Source organism: Streptomyces pseudoechinosporeus, from assembly GCF_054783935.1.
This window is the reverse complement of the sequence record NZ_BAAGPS010000004.1, coordinates 390068-414056: the sequence shown is the minus strand read 5'-3', so window position 1 is coordinate 414056 and position 23989 is coordinate 390068. Positions and strand designations below refer to the sequence as shown.

Below are 23989 nucleotides of genomic sequence, written 5' to 3'. Positions count from 1 at the left end.
CATTGTCCAGCACCGCCGCGAGTCCCCCGGCCTACTCCGCCTGCAGCACCAGCAGCGCGAGATCGTCCTCCGGCGGCTTCGGCCCGAACTCGTGCACCAGTCGCCGGACCCGCTCCGCGATCAGCTCGGCGCTCAGCCCCGCGCAGCCGCTGAGGACGGTGGCGAGACCGTCGGAGTCGTCGAACTGGCGGGTCCCGCTGCGCCGCTCCGTCACCCCGTCCGTGACGCACAGGAGGCTGTCGCCGGGGCGCAGCTCGAAGCTGCCGCAGGTGTACGTGGCGTCCTCGAAGACGCCGAGGAGCGTCTGCGGCTGGGCCACCTCGGTCAGCACCGAGCCGCAGGGTTCCAGGACCAGCGGCAGCGGATGCCCGGCGGAGGCGAGGGTGCAGTGCACACCGCCGTCGAAGGGCACCAGCTCGCCGTACAGCAGGGAGAGGAACCGGTTCTGCGGACCCTCGTCGGCAAGGCCGGAGCCGCCGGCCGCCACCAGGGAACGGGCGGCGGCGTCCGCGGCCTCGGTCGCGTCGTCGAGGAGCAGCTGGTTGAGGCGGTCGAGGACGTCGGGCACCTGGTAGCCCTCGCGGGCGAGCAGCCGCAGCCAGGGCCGGGCGAGGCCGATGACGACGGCGGCCTCGGGCCCCTTGCCCTGGACGTCGCCGAGCGCGAAGCACCAGCGTCCGTCCCCGGCCGGGAACAGGTCGTAGAAGTCACCGCTCGGCCCGCCCTTGTCGCACGGTTCGTACACGAGCGCGCTGCGTACGCCCGGTATCTCGGCGACCGCCCCGGGCAGCAGGCCACGCTGCAGTACGCGGCTGATGGTGGCCTGGCGCGCGTACTGCCGGGCCGCCCCGATGGCGAGCGAGACCCGGCGGCTGAGGTCCTCGACGAGCCCGGTGATCTCGTCGGGGAAGCGGACGAGCCCGGCCCGCCCGATGACGAGCGTGCCGAGCGGCCGGCCGCCCGCGATCAGCCGGTACGCGAGTGCCGTCCCGCCGTCGGCGCGCCCGCCGAGCGCTTCGCCGGGCCAGCGCACGGGGACGGGTCCTGAGCCCGCCGAGTCGGGCACGCGCGGCGGGTCCTTCTCCAGGAGCAGACGCAGTTCCTCGATGCGGTTCTCGCTGCCGTGCCAGACGCGGGCGAGCCGTTGCCCGCCGAGGAGACCCCAGTCGGACCGGCCCGGGGCCTCGTCCTCCAGCCACACCGCGCACCAGTCGGCGAGCCGTGGCACGAGCAGTTGCCCGGTGAGCGCGGCGACCAGGTCCTCGTCGAGCTGTCCGGCGAGCAGGTCGGAGGCCTCGGCGAGAAAGCAGAGGGCGCCGCGGTTGAGCCATTCCCGGTCCTGCAGCGGTATGCCGCGCCGGGGCGCGGGGGTGAGGATCTCGGCGGCCCGCACCCCGCGCAGCAGGGCGTGTTCACCGGCGTACGCCTCTGGCTCGGCCGTCTCCTCGACAGGCGCGACCCCCTCGACGGGTAGCCGCGCCCACACGGTCTTGGTGCCGGTGCGGTAGGTGATGCCCCAGGACTCGGCGAGCGCGGAGACGAGCCGCAGACCGCGCCCGTACTCGACGGTGTCGGACGACCGCTCTACGCCGTCGTCGCGCACCACGCGCGCGGGGTGGTGGTCGGCGACCTCGATGACGAGCACACCGGCCGGTCCCCCGTCAGCGTCCTCGGCGGCCTCGGCGGACTCGGCGGCCTCGATGCGCGTCTGAAGGTCTACGTCCGTGCCGGCGTGCACGACCGCGTTGGTGACGAGTTCGCTGACCACCACCACGGCGTCGTTGACCAGCCGGTCGGTGATGAACTCGACGCCGGGCAGGGCGAGTTCGGTCCACTCGGCGAGCGCGGTGCGGACGAAGCGGCGGGCGGCTCCCGGCGCGAGAGGGTTGCCCGGCAGCGACGTACGCGCGGTCGGGCGCGGGCGCTCAGGCGTGTCAGGAGCACGGGACATGGCATCCCGTCGCGTTGGTATGGCCCCCACTGTGCGGCTCCCTGAGCAGTTGGACGAATAGGCCTCAGGCGGCATCGACAGAGTGACAGACTGACCCCGCCCATAAGCGTCGAGTTACCGAAGTGGGCCCGCATGAGTGAGAACAGTGCTACGCATGTGCTCCAAGACGGACAGATTCGGGCATCAGATCTACGTCCTCTGCTCGCTGCCATGACCGCCGCGCGGGACGGCGACTTCACGAAGGTGCCGGAGTCGGGGCAGGGTCTGGTGGCCGAACTCAACAGGGTGTTCAACCAGATCATGGGCCGGGACGCGCACTTCAACTCCGAGGTACAGCGCGTCCGCCGGGAGCTGGTACGCCACGGCCGCCTCGACGAGCGGCTCTCCGCCAGCCCCGGCCAGGGCCGGTGGACGACCAGGGTCGACGATGTGAACCAGCTGCTCGACGCGCTGGTGGCGCCCGCCGCGAACGCGACGCGCGTGCTGGACGCGGTGGCGGGCGGCGATCTGACCCAGCGGGTCGACCTGCGTGACGGGAACCGTCAACTCCGGGGCGATCTGCGCCGGTTGGGGCGAGCCGTCAACAAGATGGTCGATCAGTTGTCCCTCTTCACCGGAGAGGTGACCCGGGTGGCGCGCGAGGTCGGCACGGAGGGACGGCTGGGCGGTCGCGCCAAGGTGACGGGCCTGTCCGGGAGCTGGCGGGACGTCACCGAGGCCGTCAACACGATGGCGTTCCGGCTGACGGCCTGGCGCAGCTGTGTACGCAGGTCCGAGAACTCCGGGCCCTGGTGAGGGAAACAGCGCCCCGTTTTAGGACGTGCGGGCGTGCGCTCCCCGGGAGAGGCGCGGGCGTAGGGGCGTGGGGAACTGCGCGACCAGCCACGTACGGCCCGCAGCCAACAGCCGAATCGCAGTTCCCCGCTCTCCCGAGAGGCGCTACGCCTCTCGGGAGCCCGCGTACATCTCATCGATCAGGTGCTTGTACTCCCGCTCGACAACCGGCCGCTTCAACTTCAGACTCGGCGTCAGCTCACCGTGCTCGATGTCGAGGTCCCGCGGTAGGATCTTGAACTTCTTGATGGTCTGCCACCGCTGAAGCCCTTCGTTGAGCTGCTTGACGTACCCGTCGATGAGCTCGACCGTCGCGGGGGCGGCGACGACCTCGGCGTACGACTTGCCCTCCATGCCGTTCTCCTTGGCCCAGCCGAGGATGGACGGCTCGTCGAGCGCGATGAGCGCGGTGCAGAAGTTCCGGTCGGCACCGTGCACGAGGATGTTGGAGACGTACGGGCACACCGCCTTGAACTGGCCCTCGACCTCGGCCGGCGCGATGTACTTGCCGCCCGACGTCTTGATGAGGTCCTTCTTACGGTCGGTGATCTTCAGATAGCCGTCGGGCGACAGCTCCCCGATGTCACCGGTGTGGAACCAGCCGTCCGGCTCCAGCACTTCGGCGGTCTTCTCGGGCAGCTTGTGGTAGCCCTCCATGATCCCGGGCCCGCGCAGCAGGATCTCGCCGTCGTCCGCGATACGCACCTCACAGCCGGGCAGCGGCTTGCCCACGGTCCCCGTGCGGTACGCCTCCCCCGGGTTCACGAAGGAGGCGGCGGACGACTCGGTCAGTCCGTACCCCTCCAGGATGTGCACGCCTGCGCCGGCGAAGAAGTAGCCGATGTCGGGTGCGAGCGCGGCCGATCCGGAGACACAGGCGCGCAGGTTGCCGCCGAAGGCCTCGCGCAGCTTGGAGTAGACGAGCGCGTCCGCGATCTTGTGCTTGGCGCCGAGGCCGAAGGGCACGGAGGCGGTACCGGTCCTGCGGAAGTTGTCCTGGCTGACCTTCGCGTACTCGCGCGCTACGCCCGCCGCCCACTGGAAGATCTTGTACTTGGCGGGACCGCCGGCGCGGGCCTTGGCCGCGACGCCGTTGTAGACCTTCTCGAAGATGCGGGGTACGGCCGCCATGTACGTCGGCTGCACCACCGGCAGATTCTCGATGATCTTGTCCACCCGGCCGTCGACGGCGGTGACGTGCCCGACGTCGATCTGCCCGGACGTGAGCACCTTGCCGAAGACATGGGCGAGCGGCAGCCACAGGTACTGCACGTCGTCGGCGCTGATCAGCCCGGTCGCGGAGGTCGCCTTCGCCATGTACGACCAGTTGTCGTGCGGCAGCCGTACGCCCTTGGGGCGGCCGGTGGTGCCGGAGGTGTAGATCAGCGTGGCGAGCTGGTCGGGGGTGATCGCCCCGACCTTCTCCTTGACGAGGTCGGGGTTCTTCTCCAGGACGGCGGCGCCGCGCTTCTCCAGCTCGGCGAGGGTGAGTACCCAGTCGCCCTCGTCCTGGGAGGAGTCCACGCCGGTGCCGTCGATGACGATGACATGGGTGAGTTCGGGGAGTTCGGCCCGCTTCTCGCGCGCCTTGGCGAGCTGTGCGGCGTCCTCCGCGATCAGGACCTTGCTCTCGGAGTCGGAGAGGATGAAGGCCGACTCCTCGGCGTTCGTCTGCGGGTAGACGGTCGTCGTCGCCGCGCCCGCGCACATGATGCCGAGGTCGGCGAGGATCCACTCGACCCGGGTGGCGGAGGAGAGCGCGACGCGCTGCTCGGGCTGAACGCCCAGTTCGATCAGGCCCGCGGAGATGGCGAAGACCCGCTCGGCGGCCTGCGCCCAACTCAGCGACTTCCAGTCGTCCGGGCCTTCACCGGATGCGGGGGGTACGGGGTAGCGGTAGGCCTCGGCGTCCGGTGTGGCCGCCACGCGCTCCAAGAAGAGGGCCGCCACGGACGGCGGACGGTTCTCGATCAGGGTTTGTGTGTCGCTCACGACATCCTCCGGGCCCGCGACAGTGTGCGGCTGGCTCTTTGTGGCTGTGGCGTCACTCGCGACCGTTGTTTAACTCGCGAGTAACCATCGAGTGGTGATCAGAGTAGAGCGCGACTCGCCGGTGTGTAAGGGGTGGCGGGCTGTCACTTCCTACAAGAGGCTCCTACGCTGAGCGACCTTACGCACGGCATGGGGGTCCCCCCGCTCGAGCGAAGCCGAGAGTGGGGGAGGGCTCGTCGCGCCGAAACGCGACGAGCCCGCATTGTGCCCGAGTTCCAGGGGTGACGGTGGTCGGCTGCCCCGGAATGACACCTGCTACTTCTTGCCCTTGCCGGAGCCCGCGTTCTCCTCGCTGGACAGCACCGCGATGAAGGCCTCCTGCGGAACCTCCACAGAGCCCACCATCTTCATCCGCTTCTTGCCTTCCTTCTGCTTCTCCAGCAGCTTCCGCTTACGGGAGATGTCACCGCCGTAGCACTTGGCGAGGACGTCCTTGCGGATGGCGCGGATGGTCTCGCGGGCGATGACCCGGGAGCCGATGGCCGCCTGGATGGGCACCTCGAAGGCCTGCCGCGGGATGAGCTCGCGCAGCTTGGCCACGAGTCGCACGCCGTATGCGTACGCCTGGTCCTTGTGGGTGATCGCGGAGAAGGCGTCCACCTTGTCGCCGTGCAGCAGGATGTCGACCTTGACCAGGCTGGAGGTCTGCTCGCCGGTGGGCTCGTAGTCGAGGGAGGCGTAGCCGCGGGTCTTGGACTTCAGCTGGTCGAAGAAGTCGAAGACGATCTCCGCGAGCGGCAGCGTGTAGCGGATCTCGACGCGGTCCTCGGAGAGGTAGTCCATGCCGAGCATGGTGCCGCGGCGGGTCTGGCACAGCTCCATGATCGAGCCGATGAACTCGCTCGGGGCGAGGATCGTGGCGCGTACGACCGGCTCGTACACCTCGCTGATCTTCCCCTCGGGGAACTCGCTCGGGTTCGTCACCGTGTGTTCGGTGCCGTCCTCCATGAGCACGCGGTAGACCACGTTCGGCGCGGTGGCGATCAGGTCGAGCCCGAACTCGCGCTCAAGCCGCTCCCGGATCACGTCCAGGTGCAGCAGCCCGAGGAAGCCGACACGGAAACCGAAGCCGAGGGCGGCGGAGGTCTCCGGCTCGTAGACCAGCGCGGCGTCGTTGAGCTGGAGCTTGTCGAGGGCGTCGCGCAGCTCGGGGTAGTCGGAGCCGTCCAGCGGATACAGGCCCGAGAAGACCATGGGCTTCGGGTCCTTGTAACCGCCGAGCGCCTCGGTCGCCCCCTTGCTCAGGGTCGTGATGGTGTCACCGACCTTGGACTGGCGGACGTCCTTCACACCGGTGATGAGGTAGCCGACCTCACCGACTCCGAGGCCGTCGGCGGGGAGCATCTCGGGCGAGTTGGTGCCGATCTCCAGCAACTCGTGCGTGGCGCCGGTGGACATCATCCGGATCCGCTCGCGCTTGTTGAGCTGTCCGTCGATGACTCGTACGTACGTCACGACGCCGCGGTAGGAGTCGTAGACCGAGTCGAAGATCATGGCGCGCGCCGGGGCGTCCTTGACGCCGACGGGGGCGGGGACCTCGGCGATGACCTTGTCGAGCAGCGCCTCGACGCCGAGTCCGGTCTTGGCGGAGACCTTGAGGACATCGCCGGGGTCGCATCCGATGAGGTGAGCGAGCTCCTCGGCGAACTTCTCGGGCTGCGCGGCGGGCAGATCGATCTTGTTGAGCACGGGGATGATCGTGAGCTCGTTCTCCATCGCCAGGTAGAGATTGGCGAGGGTCTGGGCCTCGATACCCTGAGCGGCGTCGACGAGCAGGATCGTCCCCTCGCACGCAGCGAGCGACCGGGACACCTCGTACGTGAAGTCCACGTGCCCCGGAGTGTCGATCATGTTGAGGATGTGGGTGTTGCCCTTGTCCTCGGTCGGGGCCCAGGGCAGGCGGACCGCCTGGGACTTGATCGTGATGCCGCGCTCGCGCTCGATGTCCATCCGGTCGAGGTACTGAGCGCGCATCTGCCGCTGCTCGACCACACCGGTCAGCTGGAGCATCCGGTCGGCGAGCGTGGACTTGCCGTGGTCGATGTGCGCGATGATGCAGAAATTGCGGATCAGAGCCGGGTCGGTACGGCTCGGCTCGGGCACATTGTTAGGGGTCGCGGGCACGCAGGGTCCTGATTCTTGAGATATCCGCAGGGGTCAGCGGCTCGGGTCGGATCGATACGTAGCTTCCATGGTCCCACGGGCGGGGACCGGCGACGGGTTTGGGCCGGTAGGACTACGGCTGCTAGTCTGAGCAGCTGTGTCTCATGCCGTCTGGGGTGCCCTCAGCGGGTGGCCCTCTGCGGGAGGCACAGACGGTTCCGCCGGGTCACCGGTGGGCCACTCGAAGATCAATCACCGGCATGTGAGGCTGGCCCTCGTGTGCCTGAACCTGAAAAGGCTCATTCGTGGCGAACATCAAGTCCCAGATGAAGCGGATCAAGACCAACGAGAAGGCGCGGCTGCGCAACAAGGCCGTGAAGTCCTCGCTGAAGACCGCGATCCGCAAGGCCCGTGAGGCCGCTGCCGCGGGTGACGTCGAGAAGGCCACCGAGTTGCAGCGCGCTGCCGCGCGTCAGCTCGACAAGGCCGCCTCGAAGGGCGTCATCCACAAGAACCAGGCCGCCAACAAGAAGTCGGCGCTTGCTTCCCAGGTCGCTTCCCTCAAGGGCTGAACCTGTACCGGGTGACTCGGCTCCGCCGAGGGCCCACTTGATTCGATCGCCGGAAGGACCCTGAGCGGGCCCTCTCTCTTCCGCTCCCGACCGGCACCCCGGGTTCATGCGCGGCCTGCGTTCGCCACGCGGGCATGGACCTACCGGCTCAGCCGAAGGCCCCGCCTCCCACCCTTCCCCAGGGTGGGAGGCGGGGCCTTCGGCTTTGGCTTGGGCAGCGATGGGCTTCCCTGCTTCCGGAACCTTGGGGGTGCCCCGTCAGGGGCGCGGGGAACTGCGCGACCAGCCACGACCGACCCGCAGCCGCCAACGAACCAAACCCACCACCCCCGTAGGCTTACCGCACTCCCCGCGGAGCGCTCCGTGCCGCCCGGGCAATCGCAACGACCGCCTTCTCCAGGGCGTACTCAGGATCGTCGCCCCCGCCCTTGACGCCCGCATCCGCTTCGGCCACAGCCCGGAGGGCGACCGCGACGCCGTCCGGAGTCCAGCCCCTCATCTGCTGCCGCACCCGGTCGATCTTCCACGGCGGCATCCCGAGCTCACGAGCCAGATCGGCCGGACGCCCCCCACGCGCGGAGGAAAGCTTGCCGATGGCCCGCACCCCCTGCGCCAGCGCGCTGGTGATCAGCACCGGCGCGACCCCTGTCGACAAGGACCACCGCAGCGCCTCCAACGCCTCCGCCGCCCGCCCCTCGACGGCCCGGTCGGCAACGGTGAAGCTGGAGGCCTCGGCCCGCCCGGTGTAGTACCGCCCGACGACCGCATCGTCGATCGTCCCCTCGACATCCGCGACCAGCTGCGCCACCGCGGACGCCAACTCCCGCAGATCACTCCCGATGGCATCGACAAGGGCCTGACAGGCCTCAGGCGTGGCCGACCGCCCGAGCGTACGGAACTCACCGCGCACGAAGGCCAGCCGATCCGCCGGCTTGGTCATCTTGGGACAGGCAACCTCCCGCGCCCCCGCCTTCCGCGCGGCATCGAGCAGCCCCTTGCCCTTGGCGCCCCCGGCATGCAGCAACACCAGCGTGATCTCTTCGGCGGGCGCCCCGAAATACGCCTTCACGTCCTTGATCGTGTCCGCCGACAGATCCTGCGCACCGCGCACGACCACGACCTTCCGCTCGGCGAAGAGCGAGGGACTCGTCAGCTCGGCGAGCGTCCCCGGCTGCAACTGGTCCGACGTGAGGTCCCGTACATCCGTGTCCGGATCGGCGGCCCGCGCGGCGGTCACCACCTCCCGCACGGCACGGTCGAGCAGCAGGTCCTCCTGCCCCACGGCGATCGTCACGGGGGCGAGTACGTCTGCTGCGTCTGCGGATTCAGTCTTCCTGGCCATCGCGCTCAAGCATCCCACGCACCACTGACAACGACCCTCGACCGAGGGCTAAGCGGCCTCGGGGAAGTGGGGTGCGTTCCCGCGTCGTCCGGTGCGGTGCATCGGCGTGCTGCCGTATCGCCCTCGTACTGGACGTACTTGGGCGATGCGGAAGTGCGGCGAGGTGCCGTACCGGGCGGCGTGGGGGCGTGCCTCACTTCCCCGAGGCCGCTTAGGCACCCCGGCCCCGCGGCTACGGCTCCTCCCGCCACCCGTCCCACTCACCGGCGAACTCGTCCAGCTCTCCGGCGTCCAGCCGTTCCTCGGCATCCCGCAGGACCAGCAGCCACTGCGCGTCCTCGGCATCGTCCTCACCGGCCAGGGCATCCCGTACGAGCTGCGGCTCCTCGTCGATCCCGAACCGCTCCCCGAGCGCCTCCGACGCCTCCTGCGCGGCATCGCGATCGGGCAGCACCAGCACATGTCTCACATCGCTCACACGGACATTTTCGGGTACGCGCCGAGCAGCCCGCGCCGCGGCTCAGCCCTCGTGCACAGTCCCTCGTGCTCAGCCCTCGCCGTTCAGTCAGCTCTCGCTGTTCAGCTCTTGGGGACGATCTGTACGTCCAAGGCGACCCGGATGCTGGGCCCGACCACGGCGATGCCGCGGGCGAGCATCGTCTGCCAGCTCACCGTGAAGTCGTCGCGCCGCAACTCGGTGACGGCCCGGCACGCCGCCCGCACCTCGCCCTCCATGCCGTTGCCGATCCCGAGGTACTCGGTGTCGAGCGTGACCGTACGCGTCACGCCGTGCAGTGACAGCGCCCCGGTGACCGCCCACCGGTTGCCGCCCTTGTGTACAAAGCGGTCGCTGTAGAACTCCAGCGTGGGGAAGCGGTCCACGTCGAGGAAGTCCGCCGACCGCAGATGGTCGTCCCGCATCTTCACGTTGGTGTCGATGGACGAGGCGTCGATCACCACGTGCATCGCCGTCTGCTCCACCTGCTCGGCGACCCGTATCACGCCGGCGAAGGTGTTGAACCGGCCATGAACCCGCGCCAGTCCGATGTGCCGCGCGGTGAACCCGATCGAGGAATGCGCCGGCTCGATCTCCCAGTCCCCCGGCTCGGGCAGTGCGGGGGGCTGGGCGACCCGAAGCGCCACATCGCCGAGCGAGGTCACCGCGTTCTCCCGCACCGTGGCGCTCTCCCGGAGCGGTGTGTAGCCCTCCGCCGTCACCCCGAGCCGGTACTCACCCGCGGGAACCGTCGCCACGAACGACCCGAACGGATCCGCGCCGCCACCGACCACTTTGCGTCCCATGACGTCACTGACCGTGAACTCCGCATGCGACACCGGCTGATTGACCGGATCCATCACCCGGCAGCTGAGCATCCCGGCACCGGTCGGCACCGGCATGGCAGCGAGGAGATTCGTCCCTTGCACTCGGTTCTTACGGATTCCCAGCCAACGGCCGACCATCTACGACACACCTCGCGCAATATGAAACAAGACAAAATCTGGTGGCGATGCATTCGACCACTGGTGCGGCTTTCGAGGCAAGACTCGACCACATCGCGGGAATCAAGCAGTTGTGCTGGGTATAAGCATGATGAGCCCGACTTGGCCGTTCCGCTTATGTTTCCTACCTCAGAAACCCGCTCTCCCGACGACCGGAACGCGCTCCAGCAAGATTCCGAATCGCTCCCGGTACACCTCCAACGCATCCTCGTCCGTGGCCAGATCCGATCCCTCTTTCGTCCCGTCGGGCGCCGTAACCGTGAACTTCCACCCGCTGAGCGTGATCCGCCCGCCGTCGTCGGTGACTCGCGAGCAGACAAGCGACCGTGTGAAATGCGACACCGGCGAGGTGCTGTGCCACCAAGCACCGCTCACGCAGTCCCCGAGCACCCTCGGCCGCAGCTCCAGCCGGTACTGAGGTCTGCCGTCCCGCAGGACATCCAGGTCACCGGAGCCCGCGGCGCCCCCTCGCACCCCAGCCGGATCCTCCCCGGCCTCGACCAGCCGGAACGTGCCTGCCGGATCCATCTGCTCGCCCCGCTCCCCGAAGGCCAGCGGATAGTGGCTGTTCGCCCCGAACCCTACGTCGACCAGCCAGTCACCGCCGTCCACCGTCCCCACCCGCAGCGCGAGGTGATCGAACGGAATGCCCAGCCGCTCCCCCTCCCCGTACACCCGCGCTGCGAGCAGCTTCACCTCGAAGCCCAACTCCGCGAGCAGCGCCCCGAACGCCCCGTTCAGCTCGTAACAGAAGCCGCCCCGCCGGGCGCCCACCACCTTGTCCAGGAGCTGTTTCTCCTCCAGCACGATCTCCTCTCCCAAGTGGATCGACAGGTTCTCGAACGGCACGGTCAGCAGATGCCGCAGTTGCAGTTCCCGAAGCGCCTCGACCGTGGGCAGCGCGGGGCGCTCGGCCCCGATCCGACTGAGATAGGCATCTGCCTGTATGGATTCCATCAGTCTCCTAGCGAGGGGACCACCGGCTTCAGCCGGTGGGGGAATCGCTTCCCTGGGATATGGTATTTTCCTTTTGTCCCGCAAGGGATCGGTTCGGGCTGGACCGCAACCCTCGGGTTGGAAGCCCCCCCTCCTTCAGGTGGGGGAGCGGAGTCACGCCTTCCAGTCTCCTGGCACTCGGTCCCGGCTCCCGGGTGTCTCAGGCTTCTGGAGCCTGAGACACCCGGGAGCCGGGGCCTGAGACCGTCGGGGCTTCAGATGCCCGCCACCCACAGGCGGTCCCCCTCTCCGGCGACAGCCATCGCCCCGTCCTCGTCCGTACGCAGCACCGTGGCGCCCCCGGCACGCAGCGCCGCCACCGTGCTCGGTGCCGGATGCCCGTACGGGTTGTCCGCGCCGCACGAGATCAGCGCGAGGCGTGGTGCCGTCCGGCGTATGAGCTCCGGGTCCTGGTAGGCCGACCCGTGATGGGCGACCTTGAGGACGTCCACGCCTCCCAGTGCGGCGCCGACCGGGGATCTCAGCAGGGCCTGCTGGGCGGGCGGTTCGAGGTCGCCGAGCAGGAGCAGGGTCAGGCCGGCCGACCGTACGAACAGGGCGACACTTGCGTCGTTCGGGCCCTCCGGAGTGGGGGCCGGACGGGGCGGTGGCCACAACACCCGCCAGTCGAGCGCGCCCGTACGCCGCCGCTCGCCCGCCACCGCCCGGGTCACCGGGATACGTCGGGCCGCCGCCTGCCTGTGCACGAATTCCGCCTGGCCCAGCGGCTCTTCGAAGCCCGTCGTCTCGATCGCGCCCACCGAACGTCCGCGCAGTACGCCCGCCAGCCCCGCCACATGGTCCGCGTGGAAGTGGGTCAGCACGACAAGGGGGATCCGGGTGATGCCCAGGGTGCGCAGGCACCGGTCGATGAGGACCGGGTCGGGTCCCGCGTCGACGACCACACCGGCGCCGTCGCCCGCCGCGAGCACCATCGCGTCGCCCTGTCCCACGTCGCACATCGCGAACCGCCAGCCTGGTGGCGGCCACCCTGTGATCACCCGGGTGAGGGGCGCCGGCTGCATCAGCGCCAGCAGGAGCAGCAGCGCGCAGGCACCGCTCAGCCAGGGGTGCCTCAGGAGCCTCCGGCTGATGAGTACGAGCAGCACGGTCACGCAGGCGAGCAGCAGCGCGCCCGGCCAGCTGTCCGGCCAGTCCACGCCCGCGCCGGGCAGGGCGGCTCCGGTGCGGGCGATGTCCGCGATCCAGCCCGCCGGCCAACTCGCGCACCACGCCAGTGCCTTGGCGACCGGCATCGCCCACAGGGCCGTGGCCAGCGTCGCGAAGCCCAGCACCGTGGCGGGCGCGACCGCGAACTCCGCGAGCAGATTGCAGGGCACCGCCACCAGGCTCACCCGAGCCGACAGGACGACGACAACGGGCGCGCATACGGCCTGCGCCGCACCCGCCGCGGCCAACGCCTCGGCGAGCCGCGGCGGGACCCGCCGCCTCTGGAGCGCGGCGCTCCACCTCGGGGCCAGGGTGAGCAGGGCGCCGGTCGCGAGTACGGAGAGCAGGAAGCCGTAACTCCGTGACAGCCAGGGGTCGTACAGCACCAGCAGCAGGACCGCCGTGGCCAGCGCCGGAATCAGGGACCTGCGGCGGCCGGTGACGATGGCCAGCAGCGCGATCGATCCGCAGGCCGCGGCCCGCAGCACACTCGGGTCCGGCCGGCACACGATGACGAAGCCGAGCGAGAGCGTGCCGCCGAGTACGGCGGTCGCCCTCAGCGGGATGCCGAGTCTGGGGGCGAGGCCCCGGCGCTCGGCGTGCTGCGCACGGCCCGGCGGTCCGATGAGCAGGGCGAGCAAGATCGTGAAATTGGCCCCGCTGACGGCCAACAGGTGAGTGAGATCAGTCGCCTTGAACGCCTCGTCCAGCTCCGGCGTGATCCGCGAGGTGTCCCCCACCACCAGTCCCGGCAGCAACGCCCGCGCATCCGGCTCCAGCCCCTCGGTCGCCGCACGCAGCCCACCGCGCAACTCCCCCGCGAACCGCTGCGCCCCCGACGGCTCCTCCACCACCAGTGGTGGCCCATTGCCCTGCACCCGCAACACGGCCGCGATCCGCCCACTGTCCTCCAACTCAGGCACAACCCGCGCCGCCACGCGCACCTTCGTGGAGGGCAGGAGGGACAGCCACGGCGAGCCGTGTGCCTTCCCGGAAGGGGCGCCGGATTCCGGTCCCGCCCCGGAACTGTCGCCGGATACCGCGGATTCCGACCCCGGCGACACGATCATCAGTACCGGTGTCCGCGTCGCCGTCGCCGTTCCGTCCGGCTGCTCGATACGGCGGACCTCGGCGTTGAGCAGTACGGCGGTCGGGACGGCGTGGGCTCCCCTGATCCGGGGGCGGGTGAGCCGGGGGTCCGAGGTGACCTCCACGTCGGCGGTCACCTCTGCGTACTCGCGCGCCAACTCTGGTACGGGGCCACGGCGCAGGTCCGCCCCGTGCAGCCCACCGGAGGCAGCCGCTGCGGCCACGCAGAGCAGCACGGCGGCGACGGAGGCGGAGGCCTTCGGCCAGGTACGCCACAGGGGCCGCCGCGCGCGGTTGGGCTCCGGATCGGCGCGGTGAGGCGCCAGATCGCCGCGCGTGCGCTCCGGGTCGGCGCGGTCGCGCTCCGACTCGCCGTGGGTGAGCTCCGGCTCATCGCGCGTGGGGTCCAGCTCACCGCGCGCGGGTTCCGGCTCACCGCGACTGCGCCTCCGGCGCCTCCGACCCGTGACCAGTAACGCGCCCGCCACGACCAGGCAGACGGCCACCACACCGATGGTCCAGCTCGGTGACGCACCCAGCGTCAGTGCCGCCGTCACCCATGCCGCCAGGGCGGGCGGCACCAACCGCAGGTCGGTCGGCCCCTCTTGACGAGGACGCGCGGCACCGAGCGGGTTCCTGGAGGCGGCGTGCACGGCCGGGCGGTCGCGCACGCCGGGGTTGGGAACGCCGGGGTTGCGCGCTTGAACCTCCGGCCCATTCATGGTCGTACGAGATTCTGCAGATCGGCGAAACGACGATCACCAATGCCATTCACTTCCCGGAGTTCGTCGACCGAGCGGAAACCGCCGTGCTGCGTGCGGTAGTCGATGATGTGCTGGGCCAGCACCAGGCCGACGCCCGGCAATGTGTCGAGCTGCTCAAGGGTGGCCGTATTGAGGGCGACCGGAGCGGCCGCACCGGCGGCGGCTCCCCCGGGACCCACAGCGCCCGAGGCACCAGCAGCTCCAGCGGCGCCCGTGCCTCCGCTCACACCAACTCCCGCCCCGACAGGCGGAGCCCCGACCACCACCTGCTCACCGTCCACAAGAAGCCGGGCGCGGTTCAGCCCCACGGTGTCCGTGCCCGGACGCACTCCTCCGGCGGCCCGCAGCGCATCCGCGACCCGGGAACCGGCCGGCAGCCGGTGGATACCGGGTTCGCGCACCTTGCCGCTGACGTCCACCACGATCGCGGTGCCGGCCGCGCCCACCGGGTCCCGCGCGGCTGTTGAGGATCCGGGTGCCACCGCCGCTTCCTCATGCGGAGCCGGGGGTGCCGCCCGTACCACCTCCGGCGGACGCACCGGCTGGGTCCGGCCCGACCAGAAGTGCTGACCGGCGAAGACGGCGGCCACCACGAGCAATACCGAGAGCGCGACCACACTCTTCCGCTCCAGCCCGCATCTCGACTGCAGCCACAACGGCATCCGCTCCCGCACAGCAAGCCCAACCCGCTCCCGCCACACGGCTTCAGCTCCGGCCCCGGCCTCGTTCCTGCCCGCTTCGGCGCCGACGGCCCCAACCGCGTCGTCGCCAACTGCCCGGTCGCGATGGGCCACACGCGTCCTCGGGCCACCGTCGGGCGGCGGCCCATGCCCCAACCCCCGCCGCTCTCCCGCCCGTTCGGCGAAGATCGCCTCCGCGCGCAGGCGGAGCGCCTCCGCCGAGGCCTGGTGGCGACGGGCCCTGCCTCGGTAGTGACGGCGGCGGTGCCGGGTGCGGCCGTCGGAGACGGGGCCGCGGCCCGGGCCACTGGTAGCGGTCGTTGTCCGTGAAGGTGATCGAAGTGCCATGCGACGAGAATCGGGCACGACGGCACCCTCACGATGATCTTGCTCAATTCCCGTGGATTACCGCCCAGTTGTGGATAACTCCATCACCCACACGAGGCGCCCGCGCACGCAACACGAGGCTTCCCCACACAAACCACAAGGCTCGCGACATACATCACAGTGAAAAAGCTCACCACCACAGTGAAACTCACCGAGGCGAGACCACGGCCCCCAGCAACCCGGGCCCGGTATGCGCCCCGATGACCGCCCCGACCTCGCTCACATGCAGATCGGCCAGCCCAGGCACGCGCGCCCGCAAGCGCTCCGCAAGCGCCGACGCCCGTTCAGGCGCGGCGAGATGATGGACCGCGATGTCTACCTGGGCGCTCCCCGCCCGACCGGCCACGATCTCCTCGAGGCGGGCAATCGCCTTCGACGCGGTCCGCACCTTCTCCAGCAGTTCGATCCGGCCGCCGTCGAGCTCCAACAGCGGTTTCACAGCCAGCGCGGACCCGAACAAGGCCTGCGCCGCCCCGATCCGGCCGCCCCGGCGCAGATAGTCCAGGGTGTCGACGTAGAAGTACGCGGATGTGCCGGCGGCCCGCTTCTCCGCCGCGGTCACCGCCTCGTCGATCGTGCCGTCCGCCTCCGCGGACTCGGCCGCGGCCAGGGCGCAGAAGCCGAGAGCCATGGCGACCATGCCCGTGTCCACGACCCGTACGGGCACCGGAGCCTCGCGCGAGGCGAGGACCGCCGCGTCATACGTACCCGAGAACTCGGCGGACAGATGCAGCGAGACGATGCCGGTGGCGCCCGACTCGGCGACCTTGCGGTAGGTCTCGGCGAAGACCTCGGGGCTGGGCCGGGACGTGGTGACGGGGCGTCGCTTCTGCAGCGCCTGTGCCAGCGAGCGGGCCGAGATCTCGGTGCCCTCTTCGAGCGCCTGATCACCGAGCACCACGGTCAGGGGCACCGCGGTGATGCCGTGGCGCTCCATCGTCCGCGGCGGCAGGTAGGCCGTTGAATCGGTGACGATAGCGACATGGCGGGACATGAGCTGGAGATTACCCGCAGGAACGCGCGGGCGGCAGCCCGGCACGAAGCGCTCCGCTGGAAGACGGGTGATGAACCCGCGGGCCGGTGGGGGCTGGTCGCTCCCCCACTCTCGGCTCCTCCCCCACTCTCGGCTTCGCTCGAGCGGGGGGACCCCCATGAGCGGGGGACCCCCATCGCGGCGGAGCCGCATATGTCACTGCCCCGCGCCCCTTCGGGGCCTGCGGCCCCTCAAGCGGGCGCGGTACCGCACCGGACTTCACCAAGGCCGCTCAGGGGGTTTCTGATGGACCTCCGCGGCGTCGCGTTCCGGGATCAAGTCGTGCTCTCCGGGCGGGGCTTCTTCTCCCAGGGGTAGGTGGGCCGCGCTGCCGGCGGGGTGATGGCGGGCCGGGTGGGCGTGGGCTTCTCCTCAGCGGTGCGCGACTCAGCCGTGTCCGGCCAGGTCTGCTGGTCGCCCGGGGCGGCCGGTGCCTCCGGCCAGGGGGGCGGCGGCTGAGCGGGCGCCGGCGCCTTCGTCCAGTGCCGCAACGCGCCCGCCTCCATGTCGATCTGCTGGCTCAGGGAGTCCAGGTCGTCGCCCGCGAACCGACGGGCCCGGTCACGCGCCGCCGAGCGTAGGGCGTCGGCCGACTTCGTGATCTGCTCCGTACGCTCCCGCAGGTCCGGCAGCTGCTCGACGAGGCGGGCTCTGTTCGGCTCGCGCTCCAGTCGCTTCATGTCGGCGTCCAGTTCGTGGCCGTGTGCGCTGAGTCGCTGGAAGAGGGCCAGGGACTCCTTCAGCGACTCGTCCTCACCCACGCCCGCCTGCAGCGCGTCCTGGGTGGCACGCATCGACGTCCGCAAGGAGAGCCGCAGTTGGGCCAGCTCGCCGAACGCTCCTGGCTGCGCGAGGGTCTTCGCCCTGAGTGTGGAGTCCTCCACCGTGCGGCGGGCCTGCGCGACGGTGCGGTCCACTCCGCGCTTGGCGGCGCCGACCACCTTGACCGTCGCATACGCCCCGAGGACCACGAACAACACGAAGATCAGCGCCACGATTGCTGCCACGGCTTCCATGACGTCGTTCCTCTCGGGTCCTGCTTCTCGGTCCTGCTTGAAGTGCTTGCGGGCTCTTTCACGGTAAACGGAAAAAGCAGGCCGGGGGTTCCAGCGGAACCCCCAACCTGCCCGTAGGGGACTACCCCGACCCGCGTTACGCAGGAACGATGTTCACCAGCTTCGGCGCCCGCACGATCACCTTGCGGATCCCTGCGCCGTCCAGCGCCGCCACGACCTTGTCGTCACCCAGCGCAGCCTTCTCCAGCTCCTCGTCGGAGATCGACGGGGACACCTCCAGGCGCGCCTTGACCTTGCCCTTGACCTGCACGACACAGGTCACGGTCTCGTCCACGACGTACGCCGGGTCGGCCACCGGGAAGTCCTGGTGGACGACCGAGCCGGTGTGCCCCAGCTTGCGCCACAGCTCCTCGGCGATGTGCGGGGCCAGCGGCGCGACCAGCAGCACCAGGGACTCGGCGACGGACCGCGACAGCGGCCCTCCCGCCTTGGTCAGGTGGTTGTTCAGCTCGGTGACCTTGGCGATGGCGGTGTTGAAGCGCAGGCCCTCCAGGTCCTGGCGTACGCCGTCGATCGCCTTGTGCAGGGCACGCAGCGTGGCCTCGTCCGGCTCGCTGTCCACGACCGTCACCGCGCCGGTGGCCTCGTCCACGACGTTGCGCCACAGCCGCTGCAGCAGCCGGAACTGGCCCACCACCGCGCGCGTGTCCCACGGCCGCGACACGTCCAGGGGTCCCATGGCCATCTCGTACAGACGCAGCGTGTCCGCCCCGTACTCGTCGCAGATCTCGTCCGGAGTGACCGCGTTCTTCAGGGACTTGCCCATCTTGCCCAGCAGTCGGGTGACCTTCTCGCCCTCGTAGTAGTACGCGCCGTCGCGCTCCTCCACATCGGCGGCGGGCACCGCGATGCCCCGGCTGTCGCGGTAGACGAAGGCCTGGATCATGCCCTGGTTGTACAGCCTATGGAACGGCTCGGCCGACGAGACGTGCCCCAGGTCGTACAGGACCTTCGACCAGAAGCGCGCGTACAGCAGGTGCAGCACGGCATGCTCCTGGCCGCCCACGTACAGGTCGACGCCGCCGTGCGGCATGCCGTCGCGCGGGCCCATCCAGTAGCGCTCGTTCTCCGGGTCGACCAGCTTCTCGGAGTTGTGCGGGTCCAGGTAGCGCAGCTCGTACCAGCAGGAACCGGCCCAGTTGGGCATGGTGTTAGTCTCGCGGCGGTATTTCCGCATGCCCCTGCCGTCGCCCAGGTCCAGCGTGACGTCGACCCACTCCTGGTTGCGGGACAGCGGGGTCTCCGGCTCGGTGTTCGCGTCGTCCGGGTCGAAGGTGCGCGGCGAGTAGTCGTCGACCTCCGGCAGTTCCAGGGGCAGCATCGACTCGGGCAGCGGGTGGGCGATGCCTTCCTCGTCGTAGACGATCGGGAAGGGCTCGCCCCAGTAGCGCTGACGGCTGAACAGCCAGTCCCGCAGGCGGAAGTTGACGGTGCCCTCGCCGATGCTCTTGCGCTCCAGCCACTCGGTGATGCGGGCCTTGGCCTCGACGACGCCCAGGCCGTCCAGGGTGACGTCCTCACCGGAGGAGTTCACGATCTTCGCGTCGTACGAGACGAACGCGTCGTCCCAGGTCGACGGGTCCGTGCCCCGGTCGTCGTTGGGCTCGACCACGCAGCGCATCGGCAGCTCGAAGGCGCGCGCGAACGCGAAGTCGCGTGTGTCGTGCGCCGGGACGGCCATGATCGCGCCGGTGCCGTAGCCCATCAGTACGTAGTCGGCGATGAAGACGGGCACCTGTTCGCCGCTGACCGGGTTGGTGGCGTACGAGCCCGTGAAGACGCCGGTCTTGTCCTTGGCCTCGGCCTGCCGCTCGACGTCCGACTTGGAGGCGGCCTGCGCGCGGTAGGCGGCGACGGCCTCGGCCGGGGTGGCGTGGCCGCCGGTCCACACCTCGTGCGTGCCCTCGGGCCATTCCTGGGGCGTGAACTTCTCGACCAGCGGGTGCTCGGGGGCCAGCACCATGTAGGTCGCGCCGAACAGGGTGTCCTGGCGCGTGGTGAAGACCGTGATGTTCTCGCCGTCGATCGGGAAGTCGACGCGGGCGCCTTCGGAGCGGCCGATCCAGTTGCGCTGCTGCAGCTTGATGGCCTCGGGCCAGTCCAGCTGCTCCAGGTCGTCCAGCAGCCGGTCGGCGTACGCGGTGATGCGCATGTTCCACTGGCGCAGCTTGGCCTTGAAGACGGGGAAGTTGCCGCGCTCGGAGCGGCCGTCCGCGGTCACCTCCTCGTTCGCCAGTACGGTGCCCAGGCCGGGGCACCAGTTGACGGGCGCGTCGGAGGCGTACGCCAGGCGGAACTCACTCAGGACGTCGGCGCGCTCGGTGGCTGTCAGCTCACTCCAGGGACGCCCACCGGGCACCGCTCGCTCGCCGCTCTCGAACTGGGCGACCAGCTCAGCGATCGGGCGGGCCTTCTTCGCCTCGTCGTCGTACCAGGAGTTGAAGATCTGCAGGAAGATCCACTGGGTCCACCTGTAGTAGTCCGGGTCGATCGTCGCGAACGACCGGCGGTTGTCGTGACCCAGGCCCAGCCGGCGCAGCTGCACCTGCATGTTCTTGATGTTGGCCTCGGTGGACACACGCGGGTGCGTGCCGGTCTGCACGGCGTACTGCTCGGCGGGCAGGCCGAAGGCGTCGAAGCCCAGGGTGTGCAGGACGTTGTGGCCGGTCATGCGCTGATACCGGGCGTACACATCGGTGGCGATGTAGCCCAGGGGGTGGCCGACGTGCAGGCCCGCACCGGAGGGGTACGGGAACATGTCCATGATGAACTTCTTGGGCTTGGCCACCAGGGCGGGGTCACCGGCCAGGTCGCCGCTCGGGTTGGGCGCCGCGTAAGTGGCGTTCGCCTCCCAGAAGTCCTGCCAGCGTGCCTCGATCTCGTCGGCCATGGCGGCCGTGTAGCGGTGCGGCGCCACCACCTCGGAGGCGGCGGCGGGGTTCGTCTCGCTCATGATCCTCAAAGCTCCATCGATCGTCTCTGCCAGCGGTCGGAAATGAAAAAGCCCCTCGCACAGGAGGGGTCGCCGCGCCGATTCCGGCCACGGTTTCATCGGTGGCCGGGACTGATCAGCGCGGCTCGCTAAGCAGAAGGCGTACGGCACGCATGGCGTCAGGGTACCGCAGCCGCCGAGTGGGCCGCGACGGAGATTTCAGGGGCACATGACACGGCGTGCCACACTCGTGTTGCAGCACCCAAAGCTGAACAAAGGTCAAGAGTTACTCGGCGTAAGGGAATCTAAGGGACATCACAACTCCCTCAGGGCCCATTGATAACAGCGCAATAACTCAAACCTCGTACCCCTCGGTATGTCTCGGCCTAGAGTGCGGCATCGGGACCGCTTCCCCGAACTGTTTGGGAGACACCCCCCATGAACACTCGACGCAGTAACAGCCCGGTTCCCCGACCGGGCTGCTCGGCCCGCGGTGGAATCACCGCGGGCGCGTTGTCGCTCATACCCTTCGTCGTGATGTTGGGAGGTACGTCGTGGTAAGCGAGACGACGTCGGACAGCACGTTGGACGACTCGTTCGCCGCGTTCCTCGACTTCGGTACCGGCGTCCTGTCCCTCGTCTCCCTCAGCGCCTCGGTGATCTGGGGGCTCGTCGCCCAGGACAGGATCTTCCTCGACGCCCGCGGGCGGATCCTGGCGCAGGCGGTGCACCGGGCCACCGCTGTCGCCTCGGTCGTGTTTCTCCTGGTGCACATCGGGACCAAGCTGGCGCTGGACCACACCTCGTGGATCGCCGCGGTCATCCCGTTCGGACTCGTCGGCTCGGACGACGAGATGCTGGGCAGGGCCTTCCTCATCGGCCTGGGCACTCTGGCCAGCCTGATGATGATCTTCGTGGCCATCACCGGCATCCTGCGCAATCGCTTCGCGACCCCGGCACCCGTCGCGTCCCGCTGGCGCATGATGCACAGCCTCGCCTACCCGGCCTGGTGCTTCGCGCTGGTCCACGGCCTGTTCACCGGCCGCGAGGCGAAGCCGGTCTTCGTGGTCCTCTACTGCCTGAGCCTGGCGGCGGTCGGCGGGGCGCTGGCCCTGCGGGCGTCTCCGCCGCCGTTCAGGCGCAAGGTCGCCCAGCGCATCCGTGAGCTGATCGGGAACAACAACGGCGGACTACGCGCGGAGCCCCCGGGACGTCGTACCGCGGCCGAGGCCCGGCAGACGGGCGGCGCCGGTTCACGTCCGGGCTTCCCCGAGGGGAAGGTGCCCCGGCAGCGGACGGGTTCCCCGTCGAACGCCTCGCTGTACGACACCGGCCAGCGCGCCGCATTCACGGACACCGGGTCCAACCCGCTCACCGACACCGGCGGCTTCTCGGCCGCCTACCGCGCCGTGTCCAACACCGGCAGCATCCCGCGCATACAGGACCCCCTGGGTCAGCCCGAGCCGACCCAGCGCATGCAGCAGGTCCCGCCGGACATGCAGCCCACGGAGACGTTCCCGCGCGCCGAGGACAACGCTCCCCGCTGGCCGGCCCCGTCCCCGCCGCTGTACGAGGCCCCGCCGCGCCCCTCCGAGGCGCCCACCGCGTACAACCCGGTCTACGACACGGGCAACATGCCCTATGTGACTCCCGGCACTCCCCCGCCGTACGGAAACAATGATTTCTACGACACCGGTGAGTCGAACGACCCCCTTGGTACGTACAACCCGAATGACACGTACGACAGCGGTCCCGCCACTGAAACACTGCCCGGTGCGTTCGACGCACCCAGCTCCGGCGAACCCTGGAACGCGCCTTCCGGAGGCTTTTAGTGAACGCCGCTCTCCCCGATGTCCCCGAGGTCCGCGTGGTCGGACTTCCCCAGCTCACCTCGGGTTTCGACCTGGTCGAAAGACTCGACCTGGACATGCACCTCAAGGTGCACGGTCCGCTCGAGCCGATGGGCGGAGAACAGCTCGCGCAACTCGCCGAGCGAATATCCCTGAAGGGCCGCGGCGGCGCGGGCTTCCCCTTCCACAAGAAGCTGCGGTCGGTCGCCGAGTCGGCGATCAAGCGCGGCGTCCGGCCCGTGGTCGTCGTCAACGGCAGTGAGGACGAGCCGGCCTGCCGCAAGGACACGGTGCTGATCAACCGTGCCCCGCACCTCATCCTCGACGGCGCCCTGCTGGTCGCGGAGGCACTCGGTGCCCGCACCCTCGTGGTCGGTGTGACCCGCGAGTCCACCCAGAAGTCCATGGAGGCCGCACTCGCCGAGCGGGGCCTGAACAACCGGCGCGGCTCTGTCCTCCGCGCCCGGGTGCAGCGCAATCCGGTACGGATGGTGACCGGAGCCGCCGCCTCGCTGATCCGCTCCATCGACGGCGGGCCTGCGATCCCACCGGGCCGCAAGATCAGCGCCTCGCAGAGCGGCGTCGGCGGCGCTCCCACACTGCTGTCCAACGCCGAGACGTTCGCCCAGCTGGCGATCGCCGCCCGCATCGGCTCCGAGCGCTACGGCAACACCGGCCTGTACGACGAGCCCGGCACCGTCATGGTCACCGTCTCCGGCGCCGTCGCCCGCCCCATGGTGATCGAGATGCCCACCGGCGTGCCGCTGCGATACGTCCTCCAGCTCGCCGGCGCCCCGCCGGTCCCGCAGGGCGTGCTGACCGGCGGCTACCACGGCAAGTGGATCGACGCGGCCACGGTCAACGAGGCGATCGTCTCGCGTGACTCCCTTGCGGCGGTGGGCGGTGCGCTCGGCGCGGGCGCGATCCTCCCGATCAGCCAGGAGACCTGCCCGCTGGGCGAGTCGCTGCGCGTGGCGCAGTGGCTGGCCGAGGAGAGCGCGGGACAGTGCGGTCCCTGCTATCTCGGTCTGCCCGCCGCGGCACGGGGCATGGAGGACATCCTCAACGGCGGTGGCCCCGCCGCCCTGGAAGCGGTGAAGCAGGTCGCCCACGCCGTGAAGCGACGCGGTGCGTGCTCGCACCCGGACGGCTCCGCGATGTTCCTCGAGTCGACCCTCAAGGCGTTCACCGACGACCTCGCCGCGCACGTACTCGGCAACGGCTGCGGCAGGCCCGTGGAGGGCGTGCTGCCGCTCTTCGAGGGCGGCGGGACCCCGACCGGTATCCCGGGCGGCCAGGGGCAGCTGGAGGCGGGCCCCAGCCGGCAGAAGATCTACGTCGACTGGACGCTGTGCCGCGGCCACGGCCTGTGCGCCGACATCCTCCCGGAGGTCTTCGAACTGGGCGCCGACGGCTTCCCGACCGTCGCCCAGGCGCAGGTGCCGCGCTACGCCGAGCAGAAGGCAATGCGCGCCGTACGCCGCTGCCCGGCGCTCGCGCTGCGCATCGAGGAGGACAACTCTGGGGGCCCGGCCCGCAACAACCTGCCCGTCCTGTCGCAGGGCCGCGGCCAGAGCCGTGGCCGCCGCGCGCTCGGCAGCGGCCGCTGAGTCGCTGAACGCGACGTAATGGCATAACGACGTAACGACGCACCACAG

15 protein-coding genes and 1 pseudogene are annotated in these 23989 nt (G+C 69.9%); 4 read left to right on the top strand and 12 right to left on the bottom strand.

Annotated elements, in window-relative coordinates; translation table 11 throughout:
• Positions 1-31: 31 nt before the first annotated feature.
• A complete protein-coding gene (locus ACYVO6_RS06440; protein ID WP_461058132.1) occupies positions 32-1951 on the bottom strand; it encodes a SpoIIE family protein phosphatase in 1920 nt (639 codons plus the stop codon).
• Between the two features lie 132 nt (positions 1952-2083).
• On the opposite strand from ACYVO6_RS06440, the pseudogene ACYVO6_RS06435 reads away from it, so the two are divergent.
• Positions 2084-2701 (top strand): annotated as a pseudogene (locus ACYVO6_RS06435) (HAMP domain-containing protein); the annotation flags it as partial.
• 189 nt (positions 2702-2890) lie between these two features.
• On the opposite strand, the gene ACYVO6_RS06430 reads toward ACYVO6_RS06435, so the two are convergent.
• Complete coding sequence (locus ACYVO6_RS06430; protein ID WP_461058130.1) at positions 2891-4777, bottom strand: AMP-dependent synthetase/ligase; 1887 nt, start codon at positions 4775-4777, stop codon at positions 2891-2893.
• Between the two features lie 315 nt (positions 4778-5092).
• Positions 5093-6961 carry a translation elongation factor 4 gene (gene lepA / locus ACYVO6_RS06425; protein ID WP_461058128.1) on the bottom strand — a complete coding sequence of 623 codons (1869 nt, stop codon included), beginning with the start codon at positions 6959-6961 and terminating at the stop codon, positions 5093-5095.
• 284 nt (positions 6962-7245) lie between these two features.
• On the opposite strand from lepA, the gene rpsT reads away from it, so the two are divergent.
• Positions 7246-7512: a 30S ribosomal protein S20 gene (rpsT, locus tag ACYVO6_RS06420; protein ID WP_165341355.1), complete on the top strand. Its 267-nt coding sequence runs from the start codon at positions 7246-7248 to the stop codon at positions 7510-7512.
• A 337-nt stretch (positions 7513-7849) separates the two neighbouring features.
• Here rpsT and holA read toward each other — a convergent pair whose 3' ends face one another.
• The 9 genes from holA to leuS all read right to left on the bottom strand — a co-directional run bounded on the left by holA (position 7850) and on the right by leuS (position 20502).
• On the bottom strand, positions 7850-8854 hold the full coding sequence (holA, locus tag ACYVO6_RS06415; protein ID WP_461058125.1) for a DNA polymerase III subunit delta: 1005 nt from the start codon (positions 8852-8854) through the stop codon (positions 7850-7852).
• A 232-nt stretch (positions 8855-9086) separates the two neighbouring features.
• Entirely contained in the window at positions 9087-9332 is a 246-nt protein-coding gene (locus ACYVO6_RS06410) for a hypothetical protein (protein WP_189319964.1), read from the bottom strand.
• A gap of 101 nt (positions 9333-9433) precedes the next feature.
• On the bottom strand, positions 9434-10315 hold the full coding sequence (locus ACYVO6_RS06405; protein ID WP_461058123.1) for a YceI family protein: 882 nt from the start codon (positions 10313-10315) through the stop codon (positions 9434-9436).
• Positions 10316-10483: 168 nt separating this feature from the next.
• On the bottom strand, positions 10484-11311 hold the full coding sequence (locus ACYVO6_RS06400; RefSeq protein WP_461058121.1) for an arylamine N-acetyltransferase family protein: 828 nt from the start codon (positions 11309-11311) through the stop codon (positions 10484-10486).
• A 254-nt stretch (positions 11312-11565) separates the two neighbouring features.
• Positions 11566-14262, bottom strand: coding sequence for a ComEC/Rec2 family competence protein (locus tag ACYVO6_RS06395; RefSeq protein WP_461058238.1), 2697 nt, complete (start codon positions 14260-14262; stop codon positions 11566-11568).
• A gap of 65 nt (positions 14263-14327) precedes the next feature.
• Positions 14328-15401, bottom strand: a complete 1074-nt coding sequence (locus ACYVO6_RS06390) for a helix-hairpin-helix domain-containing protein (protein ID WP_461058119.1) — start codon at positions 15399-15401, stop codon at positions 14328-14330.
• Positions 15402-15588: 187 nt separating this feature from the next.
• A complete protein-coding gene (locus ACYVO6_RS06385; RefSeq protein WP_461058117.1) occupies positions 15589-16434 on the bottom strand; it encodes a DegV family protein in 846 nt (281 codons plus the stop codon).
• A 314-nt stretch (positions 16435-16748) separates the two neighbouring features.
• Positions 16749-17489, bottom strand: coding sequence for a hypothetical protein (locus ACYVO6_RS06380; RefSeq protein ID WP_461058115.1), 741 nt, complete (start codon positions 17487-17489; stop codon positions 16749-16751).
• A 136-nt stretch (positions 17490-17625) separates the two neighbouring features.
• Positions 17626-20502, bottom strand: a complete 2877-nt coding sequence (gene leuS, locus ACYVO6_RS06375) for a leucine--tRNA ligase (protein ID WP_461058113.1) — start codon at positions 20500-20502, stop codon at positions 17626-17628.
• Between the two features lie 533 nt (positions 20503-21035).
• Between leuS and ACYVO6_RS06370 the strand changes: the two genes are divergently transcribed.
• On the top strand, positions 21036-22313 hold the full coding sequence (locus ACYVO6_RS06370) for a cytochrome b/b6 domain-containing protein (protein ID WP_461058111.1): 1278 nt from the start codon (positions 21036-21038) through the stop codon (positions 22311-22313).
• Positions 22313-23941 carry an NADH-ubiquinone oxidoreductase-F iron-sulfur binding region domain-containing protein gene (locus ACYVO6_RS06365; RefSeq protein WP_461058109.1) on the top strand — a complete coding sequence of 543 codons (1629 nt, stop codon included), beginning with the start codon at positions 22313-22315 and terminating at the stop codon, positions 23939-23941. The genes ACYVO6_RS06370 and ACYVO6_RS06365 overlap by 1 nt, the downstream gene beginning before the upstream one ends.
• The last annotated feature ends 48 nt before the right edge of the window (positions 23942-23989 follow it).

Excerpts from the sequence above, each read along its gene's own strand:
- ACYVO6_RS06390 (WP_461058119.1), bottom strand. The coding sequence starts at position 15,401 with ATGGCACTTCGATCACCTTCACGGACAACGACCGCTACCAGTGGCCCG.
- ACYVO6_RS06380 (WP_461058115.1), bottom strand. The coding sequence starts at position 17,489 with ATGGAAGCCGTGGCAGCAATCGTGGCGCTGATCTTCGTGTTGTTCGTG.
- ACYVO6_RS06440 (WP_461058132.1), bottom strand. The coding sequence starts at position 1,951 with ATGTCCCGTGCTCCTGACACGCCTGAGCGCCCGCGCCCGACCGCGCGT.
- ACYVO6_RS06400 (WP_461058121.1), bottom strand. The coding sequence starts at position 11,311 with ATGGAATCCATACAGGCAGATGCCTATCTCAGTCGGATCGGGGCCGAG.
- ACYVO6_RS06405 (WP_461058123.1), bottom strand. The coding sequence starts at position 10,315 with ATGGTCGGCCGTTGGCTGGGAATCCGTAAGAACCGAGTGCAAGGGACG.
- ACYVO6_RS06385 (WP_461058117.1), bottom strand. The coding sequence starts at position 16,434 with ATGTCCCGCCATGTCGCTATCGTCACCGATTCAACGGCCTACCTGCCG.
- holA (WP_461058125.1), bottom strand. The coding sequence starts at position 8,854 with ATGGCCAGGAAGACTGAATCCGCAGACGCAGCAGACGTACTCGCCCCC.
- leuS (WP_461058113.1), bottom strand. The coding sequence starts at position 20,502 with ATGAGCGAGACGAACCCCGCCGCCGCCTCCGAGGTGGTGGCGCCGCAC.